Here is an 18,776-nt window from a genome sequence, read left to right on the forward strand (position 1 = left end):
GGTGTCAATCGCGCGGGGGCACGCCGATCGGCAGGCTCAGACGGGCGCCTGCTCCACAGCTTCCTTTTTCGGCGGCGTCGGCAACGTGGGCGGCCGCAGAAAGCGCGTCAGCATGAGCCGCAGATGCTCACTGCTCTGCTTGATATCGACCGCCGGATTGCGGATCGGCAGCGCACGTGCGCCGTCGACGATCACGAACAGGATGTTCGCGGTCGCCTCCGGATCGAGGCGGGGATCGACCTCGCCGCGGCCCTGTGCCTTGGTGAGGAAGTCGACCAGCAGCGCCCGCATCGCGCGCGCATGCGCGTGGACGATGGCGGCAAAGTCGGCATTGCGACAGGCCTCGGCCAAGGCCTCGGCGCTGAGGACCTGGGCCTGCGGCTGGTGAATGCTGGCGCTCTCGAGCTCTTGCACCAGGGCGTCGATCACGTCGGGCGAGGCCAGGATTGCCTGGAGGCGCGATGCAGCGTGGCTCAGATTCTGCTCGACCAGCGCCTGGATCATCGCCTCCTTGCTGGGAAAGTAATGATAGAGGTGGCCCGGGCTGATCTTCGCCGCAGCGCAGATGTCGGTGGTGCTGGCGCCGTGGAATCCGTTCCTGACGAAGCACGACAGGGCGGCCTGGAGAATCCCCTGGCGCTTCTGCTCGTGCTTGACCGGATCGACCTTTCTCATCGCGCGTCCCGTCGGGCCAACTCTCGCCACATTCGTCGTTTCCGCCAACTGCTTGTAATATAAAATAATATTTCTCGCCGCTCTAATCTAGAGAATTGGATCTAGTTTAGTTGGACAAGCGCTGCTGCTTGTGAGACTTAATTAGAGTGAGCTATCTATCAATGGGTCTCCCCGCTACGATGCGTCTCGCTCCGCTGAAGTCGACGGCCCTGATTTCCCTGGCGCTGGCAACGGCCGGCTGCGCCACTGCTCCGCTCGAGCGGGCCGGCTCGCTCAAGAATTACGATCGCCTCGCCGATGCCAACGGCCTGGTGACGCGCGCGCAGATCAAGGCCAACAAGAAGGAGCTGCTCGAGGCCAAGACGATCCGGATCGAGCCGACCGCGTTTCCGCCGCGTCCCGACATCGCCCTCGACGAGAACGAGCGCAAGCTGGTGGCCAACGTCATCAGCCGCGAAATGTGCCTGCGTCTCAGCGAGCGATTCCAGATCGTCGGACCCCGCGAGGAGGCGGATCTGACGGTCAAGGCGACCGTGACCCATGCCACGGCGACCAACGCGACCGCATCGGCAGCCTCGCAGGCGGCGTCCATCGCCAAGAGCGTCGCGCTGCCGGGCGTTCCCGTGCCGGTGCCCCGGCTGCCGGTCGGGCTCGGCACGCTGTCCGTCGAGGCCGAGGCGCGCGACTTTGCCGGCTTCCAGAAGGCCGCGATGGTGTGGGCGCGCGGCGCCAACTCGGTCTCCAATGCGCGGATGGCCAATGACGGCGACGCCTACGACCTCGCTTCCGAGTTCGGCGCCGACTTCGCCAAGCTGGTGTCGACCGGCGAGTCGCCGTTCTCAGGCGTCCCGTCGCTGGCCTCGCTGCCTTCGGTGTCGAGCGTGCCGGCCAAGCTGGGTGGCGCTCCCAAATATGCCGCATGTGAGCAGTACGGACGCTTCCCCGGCCTGAAGGGCTTTGTCGGTGCCGGCCTGGGCCTGCCGCCGGGCTGGACTGACAAGGGCGCTGACGAGGCCAGGCCCGACGCGCCGCAGCCGTCGCCGGAGATCGCAAGCGTGGAGCAGCAAGCGTCGCGATGAAGTCTGCCGCCTCGTTCCGCGCGCTTGTCCCGCGTATCCTGCTCGCGTTCGCCGCGTCGCTGTTGCTGGCGGCCTGCGCAGCCATCATGCCGCGCAACGCGCTGCCGGAAGCGGCTGCCGTCAGCGCCGACCCGGTCGGCTTCCGCAACGTCCGCTACTGGGGTGATGAGCCGGCGCCGCGCTTTGCCGAGGCCGCGATGTCGCGCGCGTCGGCCGAAATCCCGATCTCGCGTCCGCTGAATTTCCTCGCGATCTCCGGTGGTGCCGAGAACGGTGCGTTCGGCGCCGGGCTTCTGGCCGGCTGGGGCGAGGCCGGGAACCGGCCGTCGTTCGACATGGTGACGGGCGTCAGCTCCGGCGCGCTGATCGCGCCGTTCGTCTTCCTGGGGCGCGAGCACGACGACAAGCTGCGCGAAATCTTCACCGCCTATGAGCGCAAGGACATTTTCACGGTCAACATTCCCGGCCTGCTCCAGGGCTCGGCGCTGGCCGACAACACGCCGCTGTCGCGGCTGATCGAGAAATATGTCGATCGCGAGTTTCTCCGCGACGTCGCGCGCGAGAGCAGCAAGGGCCGGGTGCTGCTGGTCGGCACCACCAATCTCGATGCGCAGCGTCCGGTGCTGTGGGACATGGGCCGCATCGCAGCAGCCGATACGCCAGAGGCGATCGCCCTGTTCCGTCAGGTGCTGTTGGCCTCCGCGACCGTGCCGGGCGCCTTCGCCCCCGTTCGCATCAAGGTGCGGATCGGCGACAAGGACTACGACGAGCTGCATGTCGACGGCGGCGTCACCCGGCAGGTGTTCATCGGTCCCTCGGTGCTGCGCCTCGTCTCCGGCCGCGGCCCGCGCAGGAGCGTGAGCGGCGCACATCTCTACGTCATCCGTAACGCCCGCATCGATCCGCAATGGGACAGCGTCGGCGCCGACGTGCTCTCGGTGACGCAGCGCTCGCTGTCGACCCTGATCAAGAACCAGGGCATCGGCGACATCTACCGCATCTACTCGGTGGCGAAGTTCAACGGCATCGACTTCAACCTCGCCAGCGTGCCGGCCGATTTCCAGGTCAAGGCCGACGGCCCGTTCGATCGCACCTACATGACTGCGCTGTTCGATCGCGGCCACGACATGGGCCAGCGCGGCTATCCCTGGGTGAAGAGCCTGCCGGGGCTGCAGTCCAACGAGCACGGCATCACGGCGCAGGGGACCACGCGCACCATGGCCGCGGCCGCGCGATGAACTTCCGTCAGACCTGCTTGCCATTTGCGCGACACGTGACCTTGCGTTCGGCGCTGGGGAGTGCGGCGCTGTTGACGTCCGTGCTGCTCGGCGGCTGCGCGACCTCGGGCACGACGCCATCGTCCGACACGGCGCAGTACGGCAATACGTACAACTATCTCCCGGTGAACGACGTGCCGCATGACGACCAGCGCCCGGTGCTGACGCCGGAGCAGCAGGAGAAGCTGCGCAAGGAGCTGACGGCAGTGCGCGATCGTCAGGCGCCGGCTGCGGACAAGGCTGCGGCGGCCAAGCCTTCCGCGGCGAACTCTGCTGCCGCCAATCCGACCGCAAGATAACAACGAGATTCCGGATTCAAGGCCTGCGGCCTTGCCCCGGAATGACGGTGGTTGCGCAGGGCTACGCCGGCGGCTGGAAGCTCTTCAGGGTGCGCGTCTTGTACTCGTAGAGCTTGCCGGTCTCGGTCCACGACGGCAGGCACATCGGCACGATGAACTCGGCGACCTGCTCGGGCGTTTCGAGCGTCATCGGATCTTCGCCGGGGAACACCGTGGCGCGCATGCGGGTCCGGATCGGGCCCGGGCTGAACAGGTTCACGCGCAGCGGCGTCCGCTCGGTCTCGTGCGCCCACACCCGTGCCAGCGTCTCCAGCGCGGCCTTGGTGACGGCGTAGGGGCCGAGATAGGCCTGGGCCTTGTGGGCGGCGCCTGACGTGAGAAACACCGCGCGGCCGGCGTCGGAGGCCTTCAGCAGCGGCTCCATGCAGCGGATCAACTGGAAGTTGGCGGAGAGGTTGACGGCGACGACGTCGTTCCAGGGCTTCAGGTCGATATGGCCGAGCGGCGACGACGGGCCGGGCACGGCGGCATTGCCGACGAGAATGTCGAGCTTGCCGTGACGCTCATGCAGCGCGGCGCCGAGCCGAGCGATGCCGTCGCTGTCGGTCATGCTCAGCGGCACCAAGGTGGCGCCGTTGCCGGTCTCTTTCCGGATCTCGTCGTCGAGCTCCTCCAGCCCGCCCTGGGTGCGGGCGACGGCCACGACATGGGCGCCGGCGCGGGCGAGCGCGCGGGCGGTCGCATGGCCGATGCCGCGCGAGGCGCCGGTGACGAGGGCAATACGGTTGGCGAGGGGAAGGGTCATGGTCGCAAATCTCTGACGTCGTCGTCCCGGCGAAAGCCGGGACCCATACTCCGCGGCGGTTATGAGGGAGTTGGCTGTCTGTGGCTAGTCCTGCCCGCCAAGGACGGCTGGCGATGATGGGTCCCGGTTTTGGCCGGGACGACAGCTCACTATGCATCGTCATTCCGGGGCGAGGCCGCAGGCCTCGAACCCGGAATCTGGAGATGATACGGGGATCAGCAAGCTCGGGATTCCGGGTTCGATGCTGCGCATCGCCCCGGAATGACTGCGTGTGGAAAGAACCTCAGCTCGCCTCGGCCAACAGCGACAGCTGATGCTGGGTCGACTCGACCATCGCCTGGTCCGTGAGGTGGGTCGGATAGCTGCCGGTGAAGCAGTGGTCGGAGTATTTCGGTGCGGCCGGATCACGTGCCGGCTCGCCCATGGCGCGGTACATGCCGTCGATCGACAGGAACGCCAGCGAATCCGCGCCGATCAGCTCGCGCATCTCCTCGAGCGAATGCGTCGCCGCCAGCAGGCCGCCACGGTCCGGCAGGTCGATGCCGTAATAGTCGGGGTAGAGGATCGGCGGCGAGGCGAGGCGGAAATGCACCTCGGTGGCACCGGCGTCGCGCATCATGCGCACGATCTTGCGCGAAGTGGTGCCGCGCACCAGCGAGTCGTCGATCAGGATGATGCGCTTGCCCTCGATCGCGGCGCGGTTGGCCGAGTGCTTCATGCGCACGCCGGATTCGCGGATCGCCTGGGTCGGCTGGATGAAGGTGCGGCCGACATAGTGATTGCGGATGATGCCGAGCTCGAACGGCACGCCGGAATGCTGACTGTAGCCGATCGCCGCCGGCACGCCGGAATCCGGCACCGGCACCACGACGTCGACGTCGGGATGGCTCTCGCGCGCGAGCTGCGCGCCGAACGCCTTGCGCACCTCGTAGACCGAGCGGCCGCCGACCACGGAATCGGGCCGCGCGAAATAGATGTATTCGAACACGCACGGACGCGCCGGCTTCGGCGGGAACGGCTTGTGGCTGTGCGCGCCGGTCTCGTCGAAGATCACGACCTCGCCCGGCTCGATGTCGCGGATGTAGCGCGCGCCGATCATGTCGAGCGCGCAGGTCTCCGAGGCCAGGATCGGGCAGCCTTCGAGCTCGCCATAGACCAGTGGGCGGATGCCGAGGGGATCGCGGGCGCCGATCAGCTTCTTGTTGGTCATGCAGACCAGCGAGTAGGCGCCTTCGAGCGCGCGTAGCGCCTCGATGAAGCGATCGATGAAGTTGGTGCGGCGGGAATGCGCGACGAGATGCAGGATCACCTCGGTGTCGGTGGTCGACTGCATGATGGCGCCGGCGCGCACCAGCTCGCGGCGCAGGGTGAGGCCGTTGGTGAGGTTGCCGTTGTGGCCGACCGCGAAGCCGCCGGCATTGAGCTCGGCGAACAGCGGCTGCACGTTGCGCAGGATGGTCGCGCCGGTCGTGGCGTAGCGGACGTGGCCGATCGCGGCATTGCCGGGCAGGCGCTCGATCACCTCGCGGCGGGAGAAGGTGTCGCCGACGAGACCCAGGCGGCGCTCGCTGTGGAAGCGCGCGCCATCGTAGGAGACGATGCCGGCGGCTTCCTGGCCGCGATGCTGGAGCGCATGCAGGCCGAGCGCGGTGATCGCGGCGGCGTCATTGTGCCCATAAATGCCGAACACGCCGCACTCTTCGCGCAGCGTGTCTCCGTCAAGGTCTGGGTCTCTGAGGTAGGCTTGAGGTCCGAAGTCCAGATCCGCGTGGGAGTCCATTTGGGCTTCGCCGGAAGAATCGTGGTGCTGGTCCATCGCGCCTCTCTTCTGGGCTAGGCTCACTTGGCCGCGGGTTTCTCGATCAGCTTCTTCAAGCTGTCGCGGGCAGGCTTGCTGTACCCATCGCCGCCCACTCCGGGCGACTCGGTGTCAGTCTGGTCGTCGTCCGGCTTGTTCTTCTTGAATTTCTTTAAAATGGTGTTCTCGGGATCATCAGGCAAGAGCGACATCAGCCAATCCCCGGTTCCCTGCAGGACCACGCGGGACTTGGCGCCGGTGACCCAGTCCGGACGCTGCTTGTCCGGCACCAGCCAGCTGAAGAACAGGAAGGCGACGACCACGATCAGGAGGCCACGGCCCAGTCCGAACAGGAATCCCAGGGTGCGGTCGAGCGCGCCAATGCGCGAATCGAGGATCATGTCGGAGATCTTGACCGTGATCACCGAGACGATGAGCAGGGTGCCCACGAAAGTACCGGCAACGACCACGACGCTGGCGACGGTATCGTTGTTGAAATAGGTCTTGGCGGTCGGCAGCAGCTTCGAGAATGAATAAAGCGTGACCAGGGCCGCCGCGCCCCACGCGGCGATCGACAGGATCTCGCGCATGAAGCCGCGGACCATCGCGAGCAGCCCCGACACCAGCATCACGCCGAGCAGGATGAGATCGAGGATCGTTATCGGCATCGGCTGCTCAGGTCCGCTTGTCAGGTCCAAGGTTCGCTTCGAATTGACGGAGGACCGCCCCTCCAGGCGGAGGAGAGCAGGGTTCCCCGGCAAGTCCGGACGCTGCACCATCCCGCGTGGGCGCCCGGTTGCGGCGTTGTATAGCGGCGAGTCACGCGAACGTCACGGTCCGGCTAGCCGTCCTGGCGGCGGAATCTCGCTGGTGTGGCATTTTTTTCGGCATGGCTGGGGCCACGGCGGCCCTGCTCACCCTCGTCCCGGCTGCCGTCGTGGCGGGCGCGGGGCGTGCCTCGCGCGGCGATGTCGGCGACCAGGCTGGTCAATCCGCCGACGGTATTGAGGCTGAGCCCGGCATCGCCGCCGGCCTCGCCGCGGGCGCGCTCCGGCAGCACGACGCGGCCGAAGCCGAGCTTGGCGGCCTCCTTCAGCCGCGCCGAGGTCTGCGCCACCGGGCGGACCGCGCCCGACAGCGAAATCTCGCCGAAATAGACCGCATCGGGCGGCAGCGGCGCGTTGACCAGCGAGGAGACCAGAGCTGCGGCCGCGGCGAGATCCGCCGCCGGCTCGTTGATGCGCAGGCCGCCGGCGACGTTGAGATAGACGTCGTGGCCCGACAGCTTGACGCCGCAATGCGCCTCCAGCACGGCCAGCACCATTGACAGCCGGCTCGGATCCCAGCCAACGACGGCGCGGCGCGGCGTGCCGAGCGAGGTCGGCGCCACCAGGGCCTGGATTTCGACCAGCACGGGGCGGGTGCCCTCGATCCCGGCAAAGACCGCCGTGCCGGGGCTGCCGAGATCGCGCTCGGACAGAAACAGCTCGGAGGGGTTGGTGACCTCGCGCAGACCCAATCCGGTCATTTCGAACACGCCGATCTCGTCGGTCGGGCCGAACCGGTTCTTGACGGCGCGCAGGATGCGGAACTGCTGCGAGCCCTCGCCCTCGAACGACAGCACCGCGTCCACCATGTGCTCGACGACGCGGGGGCCGGCGATCTGGCCGTCCTTGGTGACGTGGCCGACCAGGATGATGGCGGCGCCGGATTTCTTGGCGAAGCGAATGAGCTTCTGCGCCGAGGCGCGCACCTGGGTAACCGTGCCCGGCGCCGATTCGACGGTGTCGGTCCACATTGTCTGGATCGAATCGATCACGATCAGTCGCGGCACGCCGCCTTCCGACAGGGTCGCGATGATGTCCTCGACCGAGGTCTCAGCCGCCAGTTGTACCGGCGCATCCGCAAGCCCGAGGCGCTCGGCGCGCAGCCGCACCTGGGCGACAGCTTCCTCGCCGGAAATGTAGACCGCGCGATGGCCGGCGCGCGCCAGCATCGAGGTCGCCTGGGTCAGAAGCGTCGATTTGCCGATGCCGGGATCGCCGCCGACCAGCAGCACCGAGCCGCGCACGAAGCCGCCGCCGGTGACGCGGTCGAGCTCGGTCATGCCCGACGACAGCCGCGGCGCGTCGATGGTCTTGCCGGTCAGCGATTCCAGCTGGAACGTGCGGCCCTTGCGCTTGGAGCGCAGCGACACCGGCGCGGAGGTTGCGCCCGTGGTGTCTTCCTCCGCCAGCGTGTTCCACTCGCCGCAGGCCTCGCATTTGCCCTGCCAGCGCGAATAGGCCGCGCCGCAGTTCTGGCAGACGAAGGAGAGCGTGGTCTTGGCCATGGAGGGAGAATCGATGTGCTCAGGAGTGGGTGGCGTTCCATAGCATAGTTAGGCCTGCGGCCAGCATGATGCCATCCATCACCACGCGGAACACATCGGGCTTCATGTGCAGCACGAAGCGTTTGGCGACGAAGGCGCCAGCCATCAGCGAGCCGCCGGCGATCAGGCCCTTGAGCAGAATGTCCGGCGTCAGCGCGCCGAAGCGCTGGAAGGTGATGGATTTCGAGACATAGAGCCCGAGCGAGCTGGCAGCCTCGGTGGCGAGGAAGGCGCCCTTCGACAGCCCATAGAACAGGAACAGCGGCACGCTGAGCGGCCCGGTCGAGACCACGATGCCGGTCAGAAATCCGATCACCGCACCGCCGAGCGCGAGGTGCCAGAGGTTGGCCTTGAGGTCGTGCCGCGTCAGCCAATGCCGTACCGGCACCATCGCCATCAGGAACAGGCCGATCGTGATATCGACCGCCTGCGACGGCAGGATCAGCAAGGTGCGCGCGCCGAGTGCGGCGGCCGGAATGCCGGTGACCGAATAGGCCGCGCAGGCGCGCCAGTCGACCTCGCGCCACCACGCCAGGATGCGCGACAGGTTCGCCATGACGGCGGCGACCGCCATGATCGGCACGGCCTCCTTCGGGCCGTACTCGTAGGCCAGCACCGGCATCAGCATGATCGACGAGCCGGTGCCGACGATGCCGGACAACGTGCCGGCAACGAGGCCTATCGCGAGCACGAACAGGAAGCCCAAGATTGTCGCCTCCAGCAGACGAGCTCTATCCCCACGTCATTGCGAGCGGAGCGGCGGAGCGAAGCCATCCAGACTGTCTCCGCGGAGGGATTCTGGATTGTTTCGCTCCGCTCGCAAATGACGGGGACAAGCTGCGCCGTGTGGTTAATCGGCGGTTCGTGCCGACTCGAAATCGTCGATGATTGTGCGTCCGCATCATTAAAAGTTGAAGCGTATTCCTCGCACGTCCGCTCATGTTCTCGGACGATGACGATGAGCAAAACCCCGATGTCCTTGCAGATGCGGCCGTCCCTGACGGCAACCGCCGATGCGAAGTTCCCCTGGTTCACGGCCGCGATGCTGGCCATGGAAGCCGGCGAGGTCATCCGGCTCCGGCTGGAAAAGTTCGCGCGCGGCGAAGCCGACGCGGGCCAGGAAGCGGAGCTGATGGTCAGCGAAAAGATCGCCGCAGCCCTGGAGGCGACGGCGAAGCTGATGGCCAGCGCGAGCCCGGCCGCGGTCGTCGATCTCTATCGGGATTATGTCGCGGCCAACGCCGAGCGGCTGTCGGCGTAAGCACGCGCAGTCCGGCTGTCTTTGGGCTGGCTCGGGGCTGCGTGCCGCCGCAGACGAATGTCGAGCAACCCAGGGCGGACAACCTCGTCATAGCGCCGGCGACCGGGCGGCCTCGTGCCTTCACGTGCGGTGTTGCCAACGAAGAGAAGATCGGACACCCTACCGAAAACGCGATTGCTGATCACCTCGTTTTCACCGGACCGATCCAGTGCGACTGCTCTTACGCCTCATGCAACGCGTGCTGGTCGCCGGGCTCGGGATCTTCACGGTCTGGCTGATCGTGTTCGTGGTGTTCGAGACGGCGGACCGCAGGCTGCCCTGGATTGCCGCCGTCGGCGTCAGCTACGCAATCGCGGCCTATGTCGTTCTGCCACGCGTGATCCGATTGAGTCTCAGGATCCTTCAGAGCCGGAGGGTGCCCAGCTACACGATCACCGGCGATGGATTGCCCGGCGACCCCGTCAATCTCGCCCTGATCGGCACGCTTCGACAGCTCCGCGCGAGCTTTGCTGCGATCGGTTGGTGCGAGGCGGACCGATTGGGGCTGGCAAGCTCGTGGGCCATGGTCCGCGCCTTCGTCCTCGCCAGGCCGTACCCCACTGCTCCTTTCAGCACCCTCTATCTGTTCGGTCGCGGCCAGGATATCGGCTTTCAGAAAGCCATCGGCAATAGTCCGCGAAAGCGTCATCACGTCCGGTTCTGGGCCGTTGACCTTGCCCACGCCGAGAAGAGCTGGAACGCTGGCGATTTCTGGTTAACGACCGACACGCCTGCGGCCGATGAGTCCGTCCTCTGGGTCGGTGCCGGCACGAAGGATACGGGCCTGTCGCTCACCCGACTGACCTTTCAGATCACGCACGCCACCGATCCGGATGCCAATGCGGAGCGGGACTACATCATGGCCGAATTGATCAGAACACGATCGATCGAGACCGTCGAGCTCTATAAGGCCGGCCGGAGTCTGCCCGAGCGGGTCAATCACTACGTATCGGACGGCGACATCGCGTTGGCGAGCGTGGTGATCGCCGCCAATGCCGACGCGCATGAGGGGTCTTCGACGCCGGCCTAGTGGACTTGCTGACGAGCCGCGTTCGAGGTCGTTCCCTCTGCTCGAGGCCGGACCAGGAAGGCGGTGCCGAGCAGGACGACCATCGCAACGCTGACGACAGTCAGGAACGCCTGATCGAAGGCGCGATGAGCGTGCGAGGCGACGATTGCAGCGAGCTCAGTCGGCAGCCGCTCGGCGGCGATCAGCGCCTCGTCGATGCTGTCGCGCGCAGCGGCGGGAATGCCGAGGCCGTCGGGCAGAACCATGAACGCCGTATAGACTCCGGATAGAATGCTTCCGAAAATGCTGATGCCGATTGTGCCGCCGAGCTCGAACGACACCTCCTCGATCGACGCGGCCATGCCTTCGCGGCCTTCAGGCGCGTGATTCATCACAGCGTTGGAGGCGGCAGCGATGGATGCTCCCAGCCCTAGACCATTGACCGCGATGCAGATCAGTTGCAGCGCCAGACTGGCGTTGTAGCAGAGCAGGTAGCCGGCCGCGCCGATGCCTGCGATCAACAGCGCGCCGGACATCGTGGTGGCGGCTCGGACGCGACGGAGCATCAGGCTCGCGAGCGGCCCGCCGATGAAGGCACCGAGCGGGGCCGGAAGGATGTACAATGCCGCCTGCAGCGGCGAATAGCCGAGGACGAGTTGCAGGCGCTGGCTGATCGCGAGCTCCGTCCCCGCAATGGCGAGTGAAGCCACGATCGCGGTGATCACGCTGAGCGTGAACTCGACGTTTCGGAACAGGGTGAAGTCGAGCAAAGGATCCTCGAGACGCAATTGACGGCGTACGAACACCGTCAACATGATGACCGTCGCGACAGCCGTGCCGGCAAGGACGACATAGGAAGACTGGCGACTGCCGAGCTCCTCGACGACGTAGGCGAAGCCGATCAGCCCGGCCATCACCTGCACTGAACCGAGGAGGTCCCAGTCGCGCTCAGCACGATCGGCCGGTGCAGGAATCAGCAGCAGGCCGGCGACCAGCGCCAGCACGACGAGCGGCACGTTGATCAGAAAGACCGAGCCCCACCAGAAATATTCCAGCAGGACACCGCCGACCAAGGGGCCGACGGCCGCCCCGCTGGACGCAACGGCTCCCCAGATCGCGATGGCGAGCGCCCGTTCGTGGTCATCGGAGAAGGTGATGCGAATGATCGACAGCGTCGCCGGCATCATCAGCGCGGCGCCGATCGCGAGCAGGACGCGTCCGCCGATCAGGGCCATGGCGGTCGGCGAATAGGCGGCCACGACCGAGGCCAGTCCGAAGACGATGAGGCCGACAACGAATGTCCTCTTGTGCCCGACGCGATCGCCGAGCGAGCCGAAGCCGGGAAGCAGGCCGGCGACGACGAGCCCGTAGGCCATGACGATCCACAATTTCTCCGAGGCCGTTGCAGCCAGCTCATGGGTCAGGCTCGGCAGCGCCGTATAGAGCACCGTCATGTCGATCACGACGAGCGCCAGCGCGCTGGAGACGGTCAGGAGGATGAGCCAGCGATTACGTTTCGACATCGGCGCGCTCGCTTGCGCAAGCCGTTGTTCATTCGGCGCGTTCGTCGTCTCGAGCACGTTCACCGCTCCCGCTCAGATTCCATGACGATGCGTGATCCGGCCGTTCATCATCGTCAGCTGAATATTGACCTTGCCGATGTCGTGCGGCCCGACATCGAACAGATTGTTCTCGAGCACGATCAGATCGGCCAGCTTGCCGACCTTGATGGAGCCGATCTTGTCCTCCATGCGAAGCTGGTAGGCTCCGTTGATGGTGTAGCCTCGGATGAGGTCCGGCAGGCCCAGGCGTTCGGTCGCGGGCGGATGGACTAGGCCGTCGGGCTTGCCCGGCTCCTGACGTGTATGGCCGGCCTGCAACGCCTCGAGTGGCTTGACGACGACCTTCGAGCCGGTCGCCAGCGCATCCATGCCGAACGACACCGTGACGCCTTCGTCGATGAACGTCTTGAAGGTGTACATGCGGCTCCAGCGCTCGTCGCCGTAGATCTCGCAGACGCGACGCTGGCTGGCATCCGGCACGCCCCATTGGATCTGCGTATTCGCGATCACGCCGAGCTTTCTGAAGCGCGCAATGTCCGATGGCGCGGTGAGGAATGCGTGGCAGATGGTATGACGGCGGTTGCCGGGGCCGTTCTTGCCAAAGGCGGCTTCGTATCCATCCAGGCTCATGCGGACGGCGGCATCGCCGACGGCGTGAAGGTGCGTATCGATTCCCTCGGCATGGGCTTCGCGCAGTATCCGATTCAACACGGGCGATGGCAACAATGGTTCGCCGCGCCAATCCGGGCTTCCGGCATAGGGATCCAGCAGATAGGCGGTGCGGCTCAGCTCGGTGCCATCGACGATCAGCTTGAGCACCTCGGCCTTGACCAGCGGAGTGCGATAGCGCTTCCGGTAGGCCCGAATGATCGGCAGCGGATCGACGCTGGGATCATTGTGATACAGGCTGCCGATCACGCGCTGCAGCAGCTTGCCGCGCTTCTCGAGCTCGACCAGCATGCCGAAACCGTGATGCTGCTCGGTCGGCCAGGCGCTGAAGCCGGCATCGAAGAAGGTGGTGATGCCGGCGGCTGCGAGCCTGGGCTGCCATTCCTCGATCGCGGCGGCGGTCGACTTCAGGCCGAATGGTTCGATGCCGTGCTTTTCGAGCGCCTTGAGCACCGCGAACAGCGCAGGCACTTCTGAAATGAAGCCGGTCGGCAGGCCATTGGGATCCTTTTCGTACCAGGAGGAGCCGGGCACGACGTCGCGCGGGGTATCCTTCGTAATGCCGGCCATCTCCAGCAGCTTGGAATTGACCCAGTAGCCGTGCAGATCGCAACTGACGAGCAGGACCGGTCGATCGGGGAAGATCTCGTCCAGCGGCTCCTTGCGCGGACCCGAGGCGGGAAACGCGCTAGCGATCCAGCCGAAGCCCAGAATGAACTTTTCGTCGGAATGCGTCTTCGCGTAATCGCGCAGGATCGCGTAGATGCGCTCCGGATCCTCCTCGTTGACCCAGGCGCCGCGGGCGAAGGCCAGCGTGCAAAGATGCCAATGCGCCTCGACGAAGCCCGGCATGAGCATCCGCCCCTTGAGGTCGATGACGTCAGCCCCGCGTCCGGCAAATTTCATCGCGCCTGCGTCGTCGCCGACGTAGACGATCGTGTCTCCCTTGACGACGACGGCCTGGGCCCAGGGCAGGGAGTCGTCCACCGTGTAGACGCGCCCGCCGCGAAAGATGGTCGTGCTGCTGGAGGCGGCCCAGGCCGGAGCCGAGGCAGCGGCGAACGCTGCGGCCGCAGCCGAGGTCGCGACCATCTGGCGACGGGTCAGTCCGCCGCGCTCCGACTTAGATGCCGCAAACAGCGAACCGATGGCGGAACCGCATGCAATGCACATTGTCCTGCTCCGAAGTCCTGCTCCGAAAATTCCGCGCTCCGGGTGAGCTGCACGATTGCCGAGTCAGACGCTGAAACTACTTCACTCAGCACCCGCCAAGATTGACAACGATCAAGTCAATCTCGGCGGCGTCGAGCGCCAGCACGCATACTGAAGTCTTCGTTTCCTGTTGATGGATAAACTTCAAATCGAATGCTTTCAGACAGAGAAAAGGAGGACCGCCGCAACGACTCATCGTCTATGCGTCGCCCGAGCGCGAGGGTGTCATTCATACCGTGGAGGTCATCGATCCCACCGATGCCTGGTCCCGAGCACCGTCACTTCGGGAACAGGAAAGCCAGGCTGGCGCGAAACTGCCACCGCGATGCCAGGTCCGGCCTCAGCACATTGTAGTAGACACCGATCTCGGCGTTGACCGGCTGCTTGTCGACCATGAAGAGCTTGCCTATTCCCGCGCCGACCGGAACGTCAGCCGTCTGCCGGTACGCACCCGTGTTCGGCATGGCGATATTCTCCAGCCCGACGCTGATCGTATCCGCGATCGGGTTTTGCGCCGCCTTGGCGAGATCTTCGAGCGATGGCGTCCTCTGCTGTGCCGAGGCGCCGGCGCCTGGGTACAGCGCTGAGATCAGGAACAGGAGAACCGCTCGTCGAAAAATTCTCGGAGTCATGGCCGACCTCACTGTCGAAGCGCTGCTCTCGCATCCGTTGTCTCGCATCTGCACCGTTCCGGCCGCTATGGAGTCAGGCGAAGGTCGGAAATTGCCCGCCGGCGAACAGTGACGGCCGCAGGCGAGACCAGTTCGACGCGAACTGGAACGTGTCGAGATCGGTGTAGGTCTGGCCGATCACCTGCATGCCCGAGGGCATGCGGTCCTCGACCACGCCGAGCGGGACATCGACGACCGGATAGCGGTTGAGCAGATTCCAGTGCCACGTCAGCGCCAAGCCCAGACCGGTGCCCACCCACGGGTCGACCTTGTTTTCCTTGCTCTTGAACATGTCGGCCCCGACCAGAGGCGTTGCCATGGTCGGCATGAGCAGGATGCGGTAGCCCTTGCCGAACACGCGCTGCTGCACCTGGCGGTGCAGCCGCTGCAGCAGCTCTTCGGCTTCTTCGGCCTGGCGCGGTCCGACCGCGCCGACCTGGTCGAGCATTTCGGTCATGTAGGGCGAGAGCTGATCGCGATGCGCATTCGAGATCTCGATCGCAGTGCCGATGGACGTCGACATCAGCCCACGGATGAAGACCATCTTGTGGGCCTTCGTGAAGCCGCAGTCGACCTCGTCCACAGTGCACCCCGCGGCGCGCAGCGCCTCGATTCCTCTCAGCATCGCAGCCTTCACGGACGGTATGACGTCCGCAATGCCGGCGCCCCAATCCACGGCGATGCGCCACCCGGAAAGGCGCGGATAACGGGTGGGATAGTCGAGACGAGGGCGCATCGCAGCCATCACCCGCTCGGACGGACCGACGATCGCGTTCTGGAGGCGGACGAGGTCGTCGAAGCGCCGCGCCATCGGGCCCGAGGTCGAGAACGGGATTTCCCCACCAGCCACGCGTCCGAACGGCGGCCTGAAGCCATAGAGACCACATTGTGAGGCGGGAATTCGGATCGAGCCGCCCATGTCCGAGCCCATGGCGAGCGTCGTGAAGCCTGCGGCCAACGCCGCGCCCGATCCCGCCGACGACCCGCCCGGAGAGTATTCGAGATTCCACGGATTGCGTGTCGTGCCCCAGGCGCGGGTGGACGCGCCGAGGAAGAGGTAGAATTCCGGCACGGTCGTCTGGAACGGCATGACGGCGCCGGCGGCCTCGAGCGAGTCGGTGATGGCCGAGTTTTCCGTTGCGGGCGGCGAGTCCTTGAAGAGGAGCGAGCCCTGCGTCGTCCGCCAGCCCGGCCTGGAGAATTCGTCCTTGATGGCTACCGTGATCCCTTCGAGCGGCCTTGCGGTGCCACGCCGATAGCGGTCCTCGGACAGCTTGGCCTCCTTCATCGCCTGGTCGAAGTGCGCGTAGGTGATACAATTGACCTTCGGGTTGTAGGCTTCGATCCGCTTGATCTGCGCCTTCAAGAGATCGACGGGCGACGCCTTGCGGGCCCGGAACATGGCGATGAGGTCGGCGACCGACGCATAGCAGAGCGGATCGGCGGACTCGGCGCGCGCGGCCGGCAAATCGAGTCCGGACGCGACCAACGCCGCTCCCGCGCCTTTGATGAGCGTTCTTCTGTCAATCATATACGCCTCCGTATTTCCTGGAATCGGTCTGAGTTTGTCGATGTGGCCCTGAAGGTGACGGTCCGAGACGTCGCTGGATTCAGCTTCGCTGTTCGTGCCTGACCTGACCGTTCATGACGGTCATCAGCACCTTTGTGTTGTGGATGTCGTGCGGGGCGACTTCGAACAGGTTTCTTTCAAGCACGATCAGATCGGCGAGCTTGCCGACCTCGATCGAACCGACCTTCTGGTCAAGCCCGAGCTGATAGGCCGGGCCCATGGTGGCGGCGCGGATCGCCTCTTCGAGGCTGATCCGCTCGTCGAGCGGCACCAAGGCCGGCTGACCCGGCTTGTTCAACTCCCGCCGCGTGGTCGCGATCTCGATCGCATCCAGCGGCTTGTAGGTGCTGTAATAGCCGGCGGCCGGCCAATCGGTGCCGAGCGAGATGTTGGCGCCATGACGCAGGATCGAGCCGGTGCGAAACGCCTGCTCGGCGCGGGCGCCGACGCGCGGCCGCATCACGCCCTGCCAATAGGCGTCCGCCACCGACCATTGGGCGGAGAATTGCGCGGTGACGCCAAGCTTGGCGAAGCGCGGCAGATCGTCAGGTGAAACAAATATGAGATGCGCCAGCGTGTGCCGGCGATCGCGCGGCGGATTGACCTTGATCGCGGCTTCGAACGCGTCCAGCGACAGGCGGTTGGCGCGATCACCGTAGGAATGGATGTGAATATTGAGGCCCGCCCTGTCGGCGCGGCGGATGATGTCCTTGAACTGGTCCGGCGGGACCAGCGTCTCGCCGCTCGTGCTCGGATCGTCGCTATAGGGGGCCAGCAATGCGGCGGTCCGTTGGGCTTCGCCGCCGTCGATGTTGAGCTTGAGAACGGGCGCCTGCACCAGTTCGGAATTGAAGCGTCGACGCAGGGCCTTCGCGATCGGCACGGGGTCGATCGCCGGATTGTTGTGGTAGGTCGATCCGACCACACGGAACGGCAGTTTTCCTTTGCGCTCCAGATCCTGATAGAGTTCGTAGCCTGTCTCCTCGGGCAGAACGAGCAGTCCGGCATCGAACACGCTGGTGATGCCGGCCGCCGACGCCTTCGGCAGCCACTGTGCGAGCGAGTCCGCAACATGGCCGGTCGTGAACGGCGAGACCGCGTTGAGGACCGGAAACATCGCCGGTGGCTCGACCAGATAGCCGGTCGGCTCTCCCGAGGCCGGGTCCCGCTCGAAGTAGCTGTAGCCGGGCAACGGATCCTTGGTCGCCTTGGTCACCTCGGCAATCGCCAGCGTCTTGGAATTGACCCAGGCGGAATGGCCATCGATCCCGACGAGAAAGACGGGCGTGTCCGGCCAGATCTGATCGAGATCCTCCTTGCGCGGGCCGGTCGGCGGAAAGGCGTTATAGCGCCAGCCGAAGCCGCGGACGATGCCGGCCTGGCCCAGCTTGGCGCGATAGGCCTTCAGGGCGTCGAGCATCTCCTCCCTTGTGTCGTATTGAAGATCGACACCCCGAGTCACGACTGCGCCCGCTATCGGATGGATGTGTCCTTCCACGAAACCGGGCAGCAGCATCCTGCCGGCGAGATCGACGACGCGGGTCTTTGGGCCAATGAAGGACCGGACGCCCGCGTCATCGCCGACATAGACGATGTGTTTTTGCTTGACGGCGACCGCGCGGGCCCATTCCCGGCCGCCGTTCACGGTGTAGACCGGGCCGTTGCGAAACACGATGTCGGCCTTGCCGCCGCCGGTTCGCGCCTCGGCGTTCGCCGGAGCGGACACCGAGGCGACGCCGGCCGCAGCGAACGCCGCGTCTGTCTGCAGGAGCTGGCGTCGTGACGGCTCGGCCTCGTTGACGGAGTCAAAATCAAGCTTGAGCAAACCATGGAATCTTGCCCAGTTGCATGCGATGCACATGCATTCACCTTTGCACGCTCTGCGGGAACCGCATTCTTCCCGATTCCGAGGATTGTATGAACTCGGGGGAACTACGTAGCCCTTTGCGTGCGAAGCGTTCGCATGAGCTGCGCGTGTTCGAGACGATTAGATTCGAATGACTGTCATTTCGGTGGACGCCGGCCTGAGCATCGACCAGTTTGCGATTGGGTCACGAACTCATCCGAGCTGCAGAGTTCAGTTGATGGCAGCGAAATCGATGTAACCTGCAAGTGCACGATTCTGGCCGTAATGCTCCAACCGAGGGGTGACGGCAGACCGACGGAGTGAAGAATGTTCACACTGGTACATGCAGGGACTTGGCTCGTCGTCGGCTTGATTGGCGGCGGCCTTGCCGGAATCCTGGTGAAGCGCCGCCGAGCAGGTTTCGGGCTTCTGACCAACATCGGATTGGGATGCGTCGGCGCCCTCATTGGTGGTGTCCTGTTCAACCTGTTTGGGCTGTTTCCAGGCATGGGCAGCATCGTCATTTCGCTGCGCGACGTCGTCGCGGCGTTCGTCGGCTCGCTTGTCCTGCTGGCGGCAATCTGGTTGTGGGGCGCGACCCGCGAACGGAGTCCGCGCTGACCGCAGGCGGTC

General features: G+C 65.5%; 17 protein-coding genes. 6 read left to right on the forward strand and 11 right to left on the reverse strand.

Translation table 11 applies throughout. The features are described from left to right. Positions 1–36: 36 nt before the first annotated feature. Positions 37–675, reverse strand: a complete 639-nt coding sequence (locus QW868_RS28695; RefSeq protein ID WP_315739365.1) for a TetR/AcrR family transcriptional regulator — start codon at positions 673–675, stop codon at positions 37–39. A gap of 161 nt (positions 676–836) precedes the next feature. On the opposite strand from QW868_RS28695, the gene QW868_RS28700 reads away from it, so the two are divergent. Genes QW868_RS28700 through QW868_RS28710 form a run of 3 tightly spaced genes read left to right on the forward strand, consistent with a single transcriptional unit; the run spans position 837 to position 3,330 of the window. After that, positions 837–1,754, forward strand: a complete 918-nt coding sequence (locus QW868_RS28700; protein WP_315739366.1) for a DUF3313 family protein — start codon at positions 837–839, stop codon at positions 1,752–1,754. Then, positions 1,751–2,992, forward strand: a complete 1,242-nt coding sequence (locus QW868_RS28705; RefSeq protein WP_315755771.1) for a patatin-like phospholipase family protein — start codon at positions 1,751–1,753, stop codon at positions 2,990–2,992. The genes QW868_RS28700 and QW868_RS28705 overlap by 4 nt, the downstream gene beginning before the upstream one ends. A 35-nt stretch (positions 2,993–3,027) precedes the next feature. After that, positions 3,028–3,330 (forward strand): hypothetical protein, encoded by a 303-nt coding sequence (locus QW868_RS28710; RefSeq protein WP_316159926.1) that lies wholly within the window; start codon positions 3,028–3,030, stop codon positions 3,328–3,330. Positions 3,331–3,391: 61 nt separating this feature from the next. On the opposite strand, the gene QW868_RS28715 is transcribed toward QW868_RS28710, so the two are convergent. The 5 genes from QW868_RS28715 to QW868_RS28735 form a co-directional block, all read right to left on the reverse strand. Then, the gene (locus tag QW868_RS28715) at positions 3,392–4,135 is read right to left on the reverse strand and encodes an SDR family NAD(P)-dependent oxidoreductase (protein WP_315755770.1); all 744 of its coding nucleotides are present in this window, start codon (positions 4,133–4,135) and stop codon (positions 3,392–3,394) included. A 283-nt stretch (positions 4,136–4,418) separates the two neighbouring features. Further along, the gene (gene purF, locus QW868_RS28720) at positions 4,419–5,915 is read right to left on the reverse strand and encodes an amidophosphoribosyltransferase (RefSeq protein ID WP_315739370.1); all 1,497 of its coding nucleotides are present in this window, start codon (positions 5,913–5,915) and stop codon (positions 4,419–4,421) included. A 59-nt stretch (positions 5,916–5,974) separates the two neighbouring features. Beyond that, on the reverse strand, positions 5,975–6,601 hold the full coding sequence (locus QW868_RS28725) for a CvpA family protein (RefSeq protein WP_315739453.1): 627 nt from the start codon (positions 6,599–6,601) through the stop codon (positions 5,975–5,977). A gap of 173 nt (positions 6,602–6,774) precedes the next feature. Beyond that, positions 6,775–8,265, reverse strand: coding sequence for a DNA repair protein RadA (radA, locus tag QW868_RS28730; protein WP_316181902.1), 1,491 nt, complete (start codon positions 8,263–8,265; stop codon positions 6,775–6,777). A gap of 19 nt (positions 8,266–8,284) precedes the next feature. Then, positions 8,285–9,010, reverse strand: coding sequence for a sulfite exporter TauE/SafE family protein (locus tag QW868_RS28735; protein ID WP_315799129.1), 726 nt, complete (start codon positions 9,008–9,010; stop codon positions 8,285–8,287). 252 nt (positions 9,011–9,262) lie between these two features. Here QW868_RS28735 and QW868_RS28740 point away from each other — a divergent pair, with 252 nt between their 5' ends. After that, positions 9,263–9,565 (forward strand): hypothetical protein, encoded by a 303-nt coding sequence (locus tag QW868_RS28740; protein ID WP_316232098.1) that lies wholly within the window; start codon positions 9,263–9,265, stop codon positions 9,563–9,565. 208 nt (positions 9,566–9,773) lie between these two features. After that, positions 9,774–10,634: an LssY C-terminal domain-containing protein gene (locus QW868_RS28745; RefSeq protein WP_315780430.1), complete on the forward strand. Its 861-nt coding sequence runs from the start codon at positions 9,774–9,776 to the stop codon at positions 10,632–10,634. Here QW868_RS28745 and QW868_RS28750 read toward each other — a convergent pair. From QW868_RS28750 to QW868_RS28770, 5 genes are all read right to left on the reverse strand, one after another. Continuing rightward, positions 10,631–12,136 (reverse strand): MFS transporter, encoded by a 1,506-nt coding sequence (locus QW868_RS28750; RefSeq protein ID WP_315780432.1) that lies wholly within the window; start codon positions 12,134–12,136, stop codon positions 10,631–10,633. The genes QW868_RS28745 and QW868_RS28750 overlap by 4 nt on opposite strands. A gap of 72 nt (positions 12,137–12,208) precedes the next feature. After that, a complete protein-coding gene (locus tag QW868_RS28755) occupies positions 12,209–14,017 on the reverse strand; it encodes an amidohydrolase (protein ID WP_316232099.1) in 1,809 nt (602 codons plus the stop codon). 317 nt (positions 14,018–14,334) lie between these two features. Continuing rightward, positions 14,335–14,688 (reverse strand): hypothetical protein, encoded by a 354-nt coding sequence (locus tag QW868_RS28760; RefSeq protein ID WP_315739377.1) that lies wholly within the window; start codon positions 14,686–14,688, stop codon positions 14,335–14,337. 73 nt (positions 14,689–14,761) lie between these two features. Then, a complete protein-coding gene (locus QW868_RS28765) occupies positions 14,762–16,258 on the reverse strand; it encodes an amidase (protein ID WP_316232100.1) in 1,497 nt (498 codons plus the stop codon). A 79-nt stretch (positions 16,259–16,337) separates the two neighbouring features. Then, a complete protein-coding gene (locus QW868_RS28770; protein ID WP_316232101.1) occupies positions 16,338–18,122 on the reverse strand; it encodes an amidohydrolase in 1,785 nt (594 codons plus the stop codon). Between the two features lie 348 nt (positions 18,123–18,470). Here QW868_RS28770 and QW868_RS28775 point away from each other — a divergent pair, with 348 nt between their 5' ends. Beyond that, entirely contained in the window at positions 18,471–18,764 is a 294-nt protein-coding gene (locus QW868_RS28775) for a GlsB/YeaQ/YmgE family stress response membrane protein (RefSeq protein ID WP_316232102.1), read from the forward strand. The last annotated feature ends 12 nt before the right edge of the window (positions 18,765–18,776 follow it).

This window comes from Bradyrhizobium sp. SZCCHNR1051 (assembly GCF_032489615.1).
GTDB lineage: Bacteria > Pseudomonadota > Alphaproteobacteria > Rhizobiales > Xanthobacteraceae > Bradyrhizobium.

Bases quoted from the DNA above. Each gene is read 5' to 3' on its own strand.
- QW868_RS28695 (WP_315739365.1), bottom strand. From the start codon at position 675: ATGAGAAAGGTCGATCCGGTCAAGCACGAGCAGAAGCGCCAGGGGATT.
- QW868_RS28700 (WP_315739366.1), top strand. From the start codon at position 837: ATGGGTCTCCCCGCTACGATGCGTCTCGCTCCGCTGAAGTCGACGGCC.
- QW868_RS28705 (WP_315755771.1), top strand. From the start codon at position 1,751: ATGAAGTCTGCCGCCTCGTTCCGCGCGCTTGTCCCGCGTATCCTGCTC.
- QW868_RS28715 (WP_315755770.1), bottom strand. From the start codon at position 4,135: ATGACCCTTCCCCTCGCCAACCGTATTGCCCTCGTCACCGGCGCCTCG.
- purF (WP_315739370.1), bottom strand. From the start codon at position 5,915: ATGGACTCCCACGCGGATCTGGACTTCGGACCTCAAGCCTACCTCAGA.
- QW868_RS28725 (WP_315739453.1), bottom strand. From the start codon at position 6,601: ATGCCGATAACGATCCTCGATCTCATCCTGCTCGGCGTGATGCTGGTG.
- radA (WP_316181902.1), bottom strand. From the start codon at position 8,265: ATGGCCAAGACCACGCTCTCCTTCGTCTGCCAGAACTGCGGCGCGGCC.
- QW868_RS28740 (WP_316232098.1), top strand. From the start codon at position 9,263: ATGAGCAAAACCCCGATGTCCTTGCAGATGCGGCCGTCCCTGACGGCA.
- QW868_RS28750 (WP_315780432.1), bottom strand. From the start codon at position 12,136: ATGTCGAAACGTAATCGCTGGCTCATCCTCCTGACCGTCTCCAGCGCG.
- QW868_RS28755 (WP_316232099.1), bottom strand. From the start codon at position 14,017: ATGTGCATTGCATGCGGTTCCGCCATCGGTTCGCTGTTTGCGGCATCT.
- QW868_RS28760 (WP_315739377.1), bottom strand. From the start codon at position 14,688: ATGACTCCGAGAATTTTTCGACGAGCGGTTCTCCTGTTCCTGATCTCA.
- QW868_RS28765 (WP_316232100.1), bottom strand. From the start codon at position 16,258: ATGATTGACAGAAGAACGCTCATCAAAGGCGCGGGAGCGGCGTTGGTC.
- QW868_RS28775 (WP_316232102.1), top strand. From the start codon at position 18,471: ATGTTCACACTGGTACATGCAGGGACTTGGCTCGTCGTCGGCTTGATT.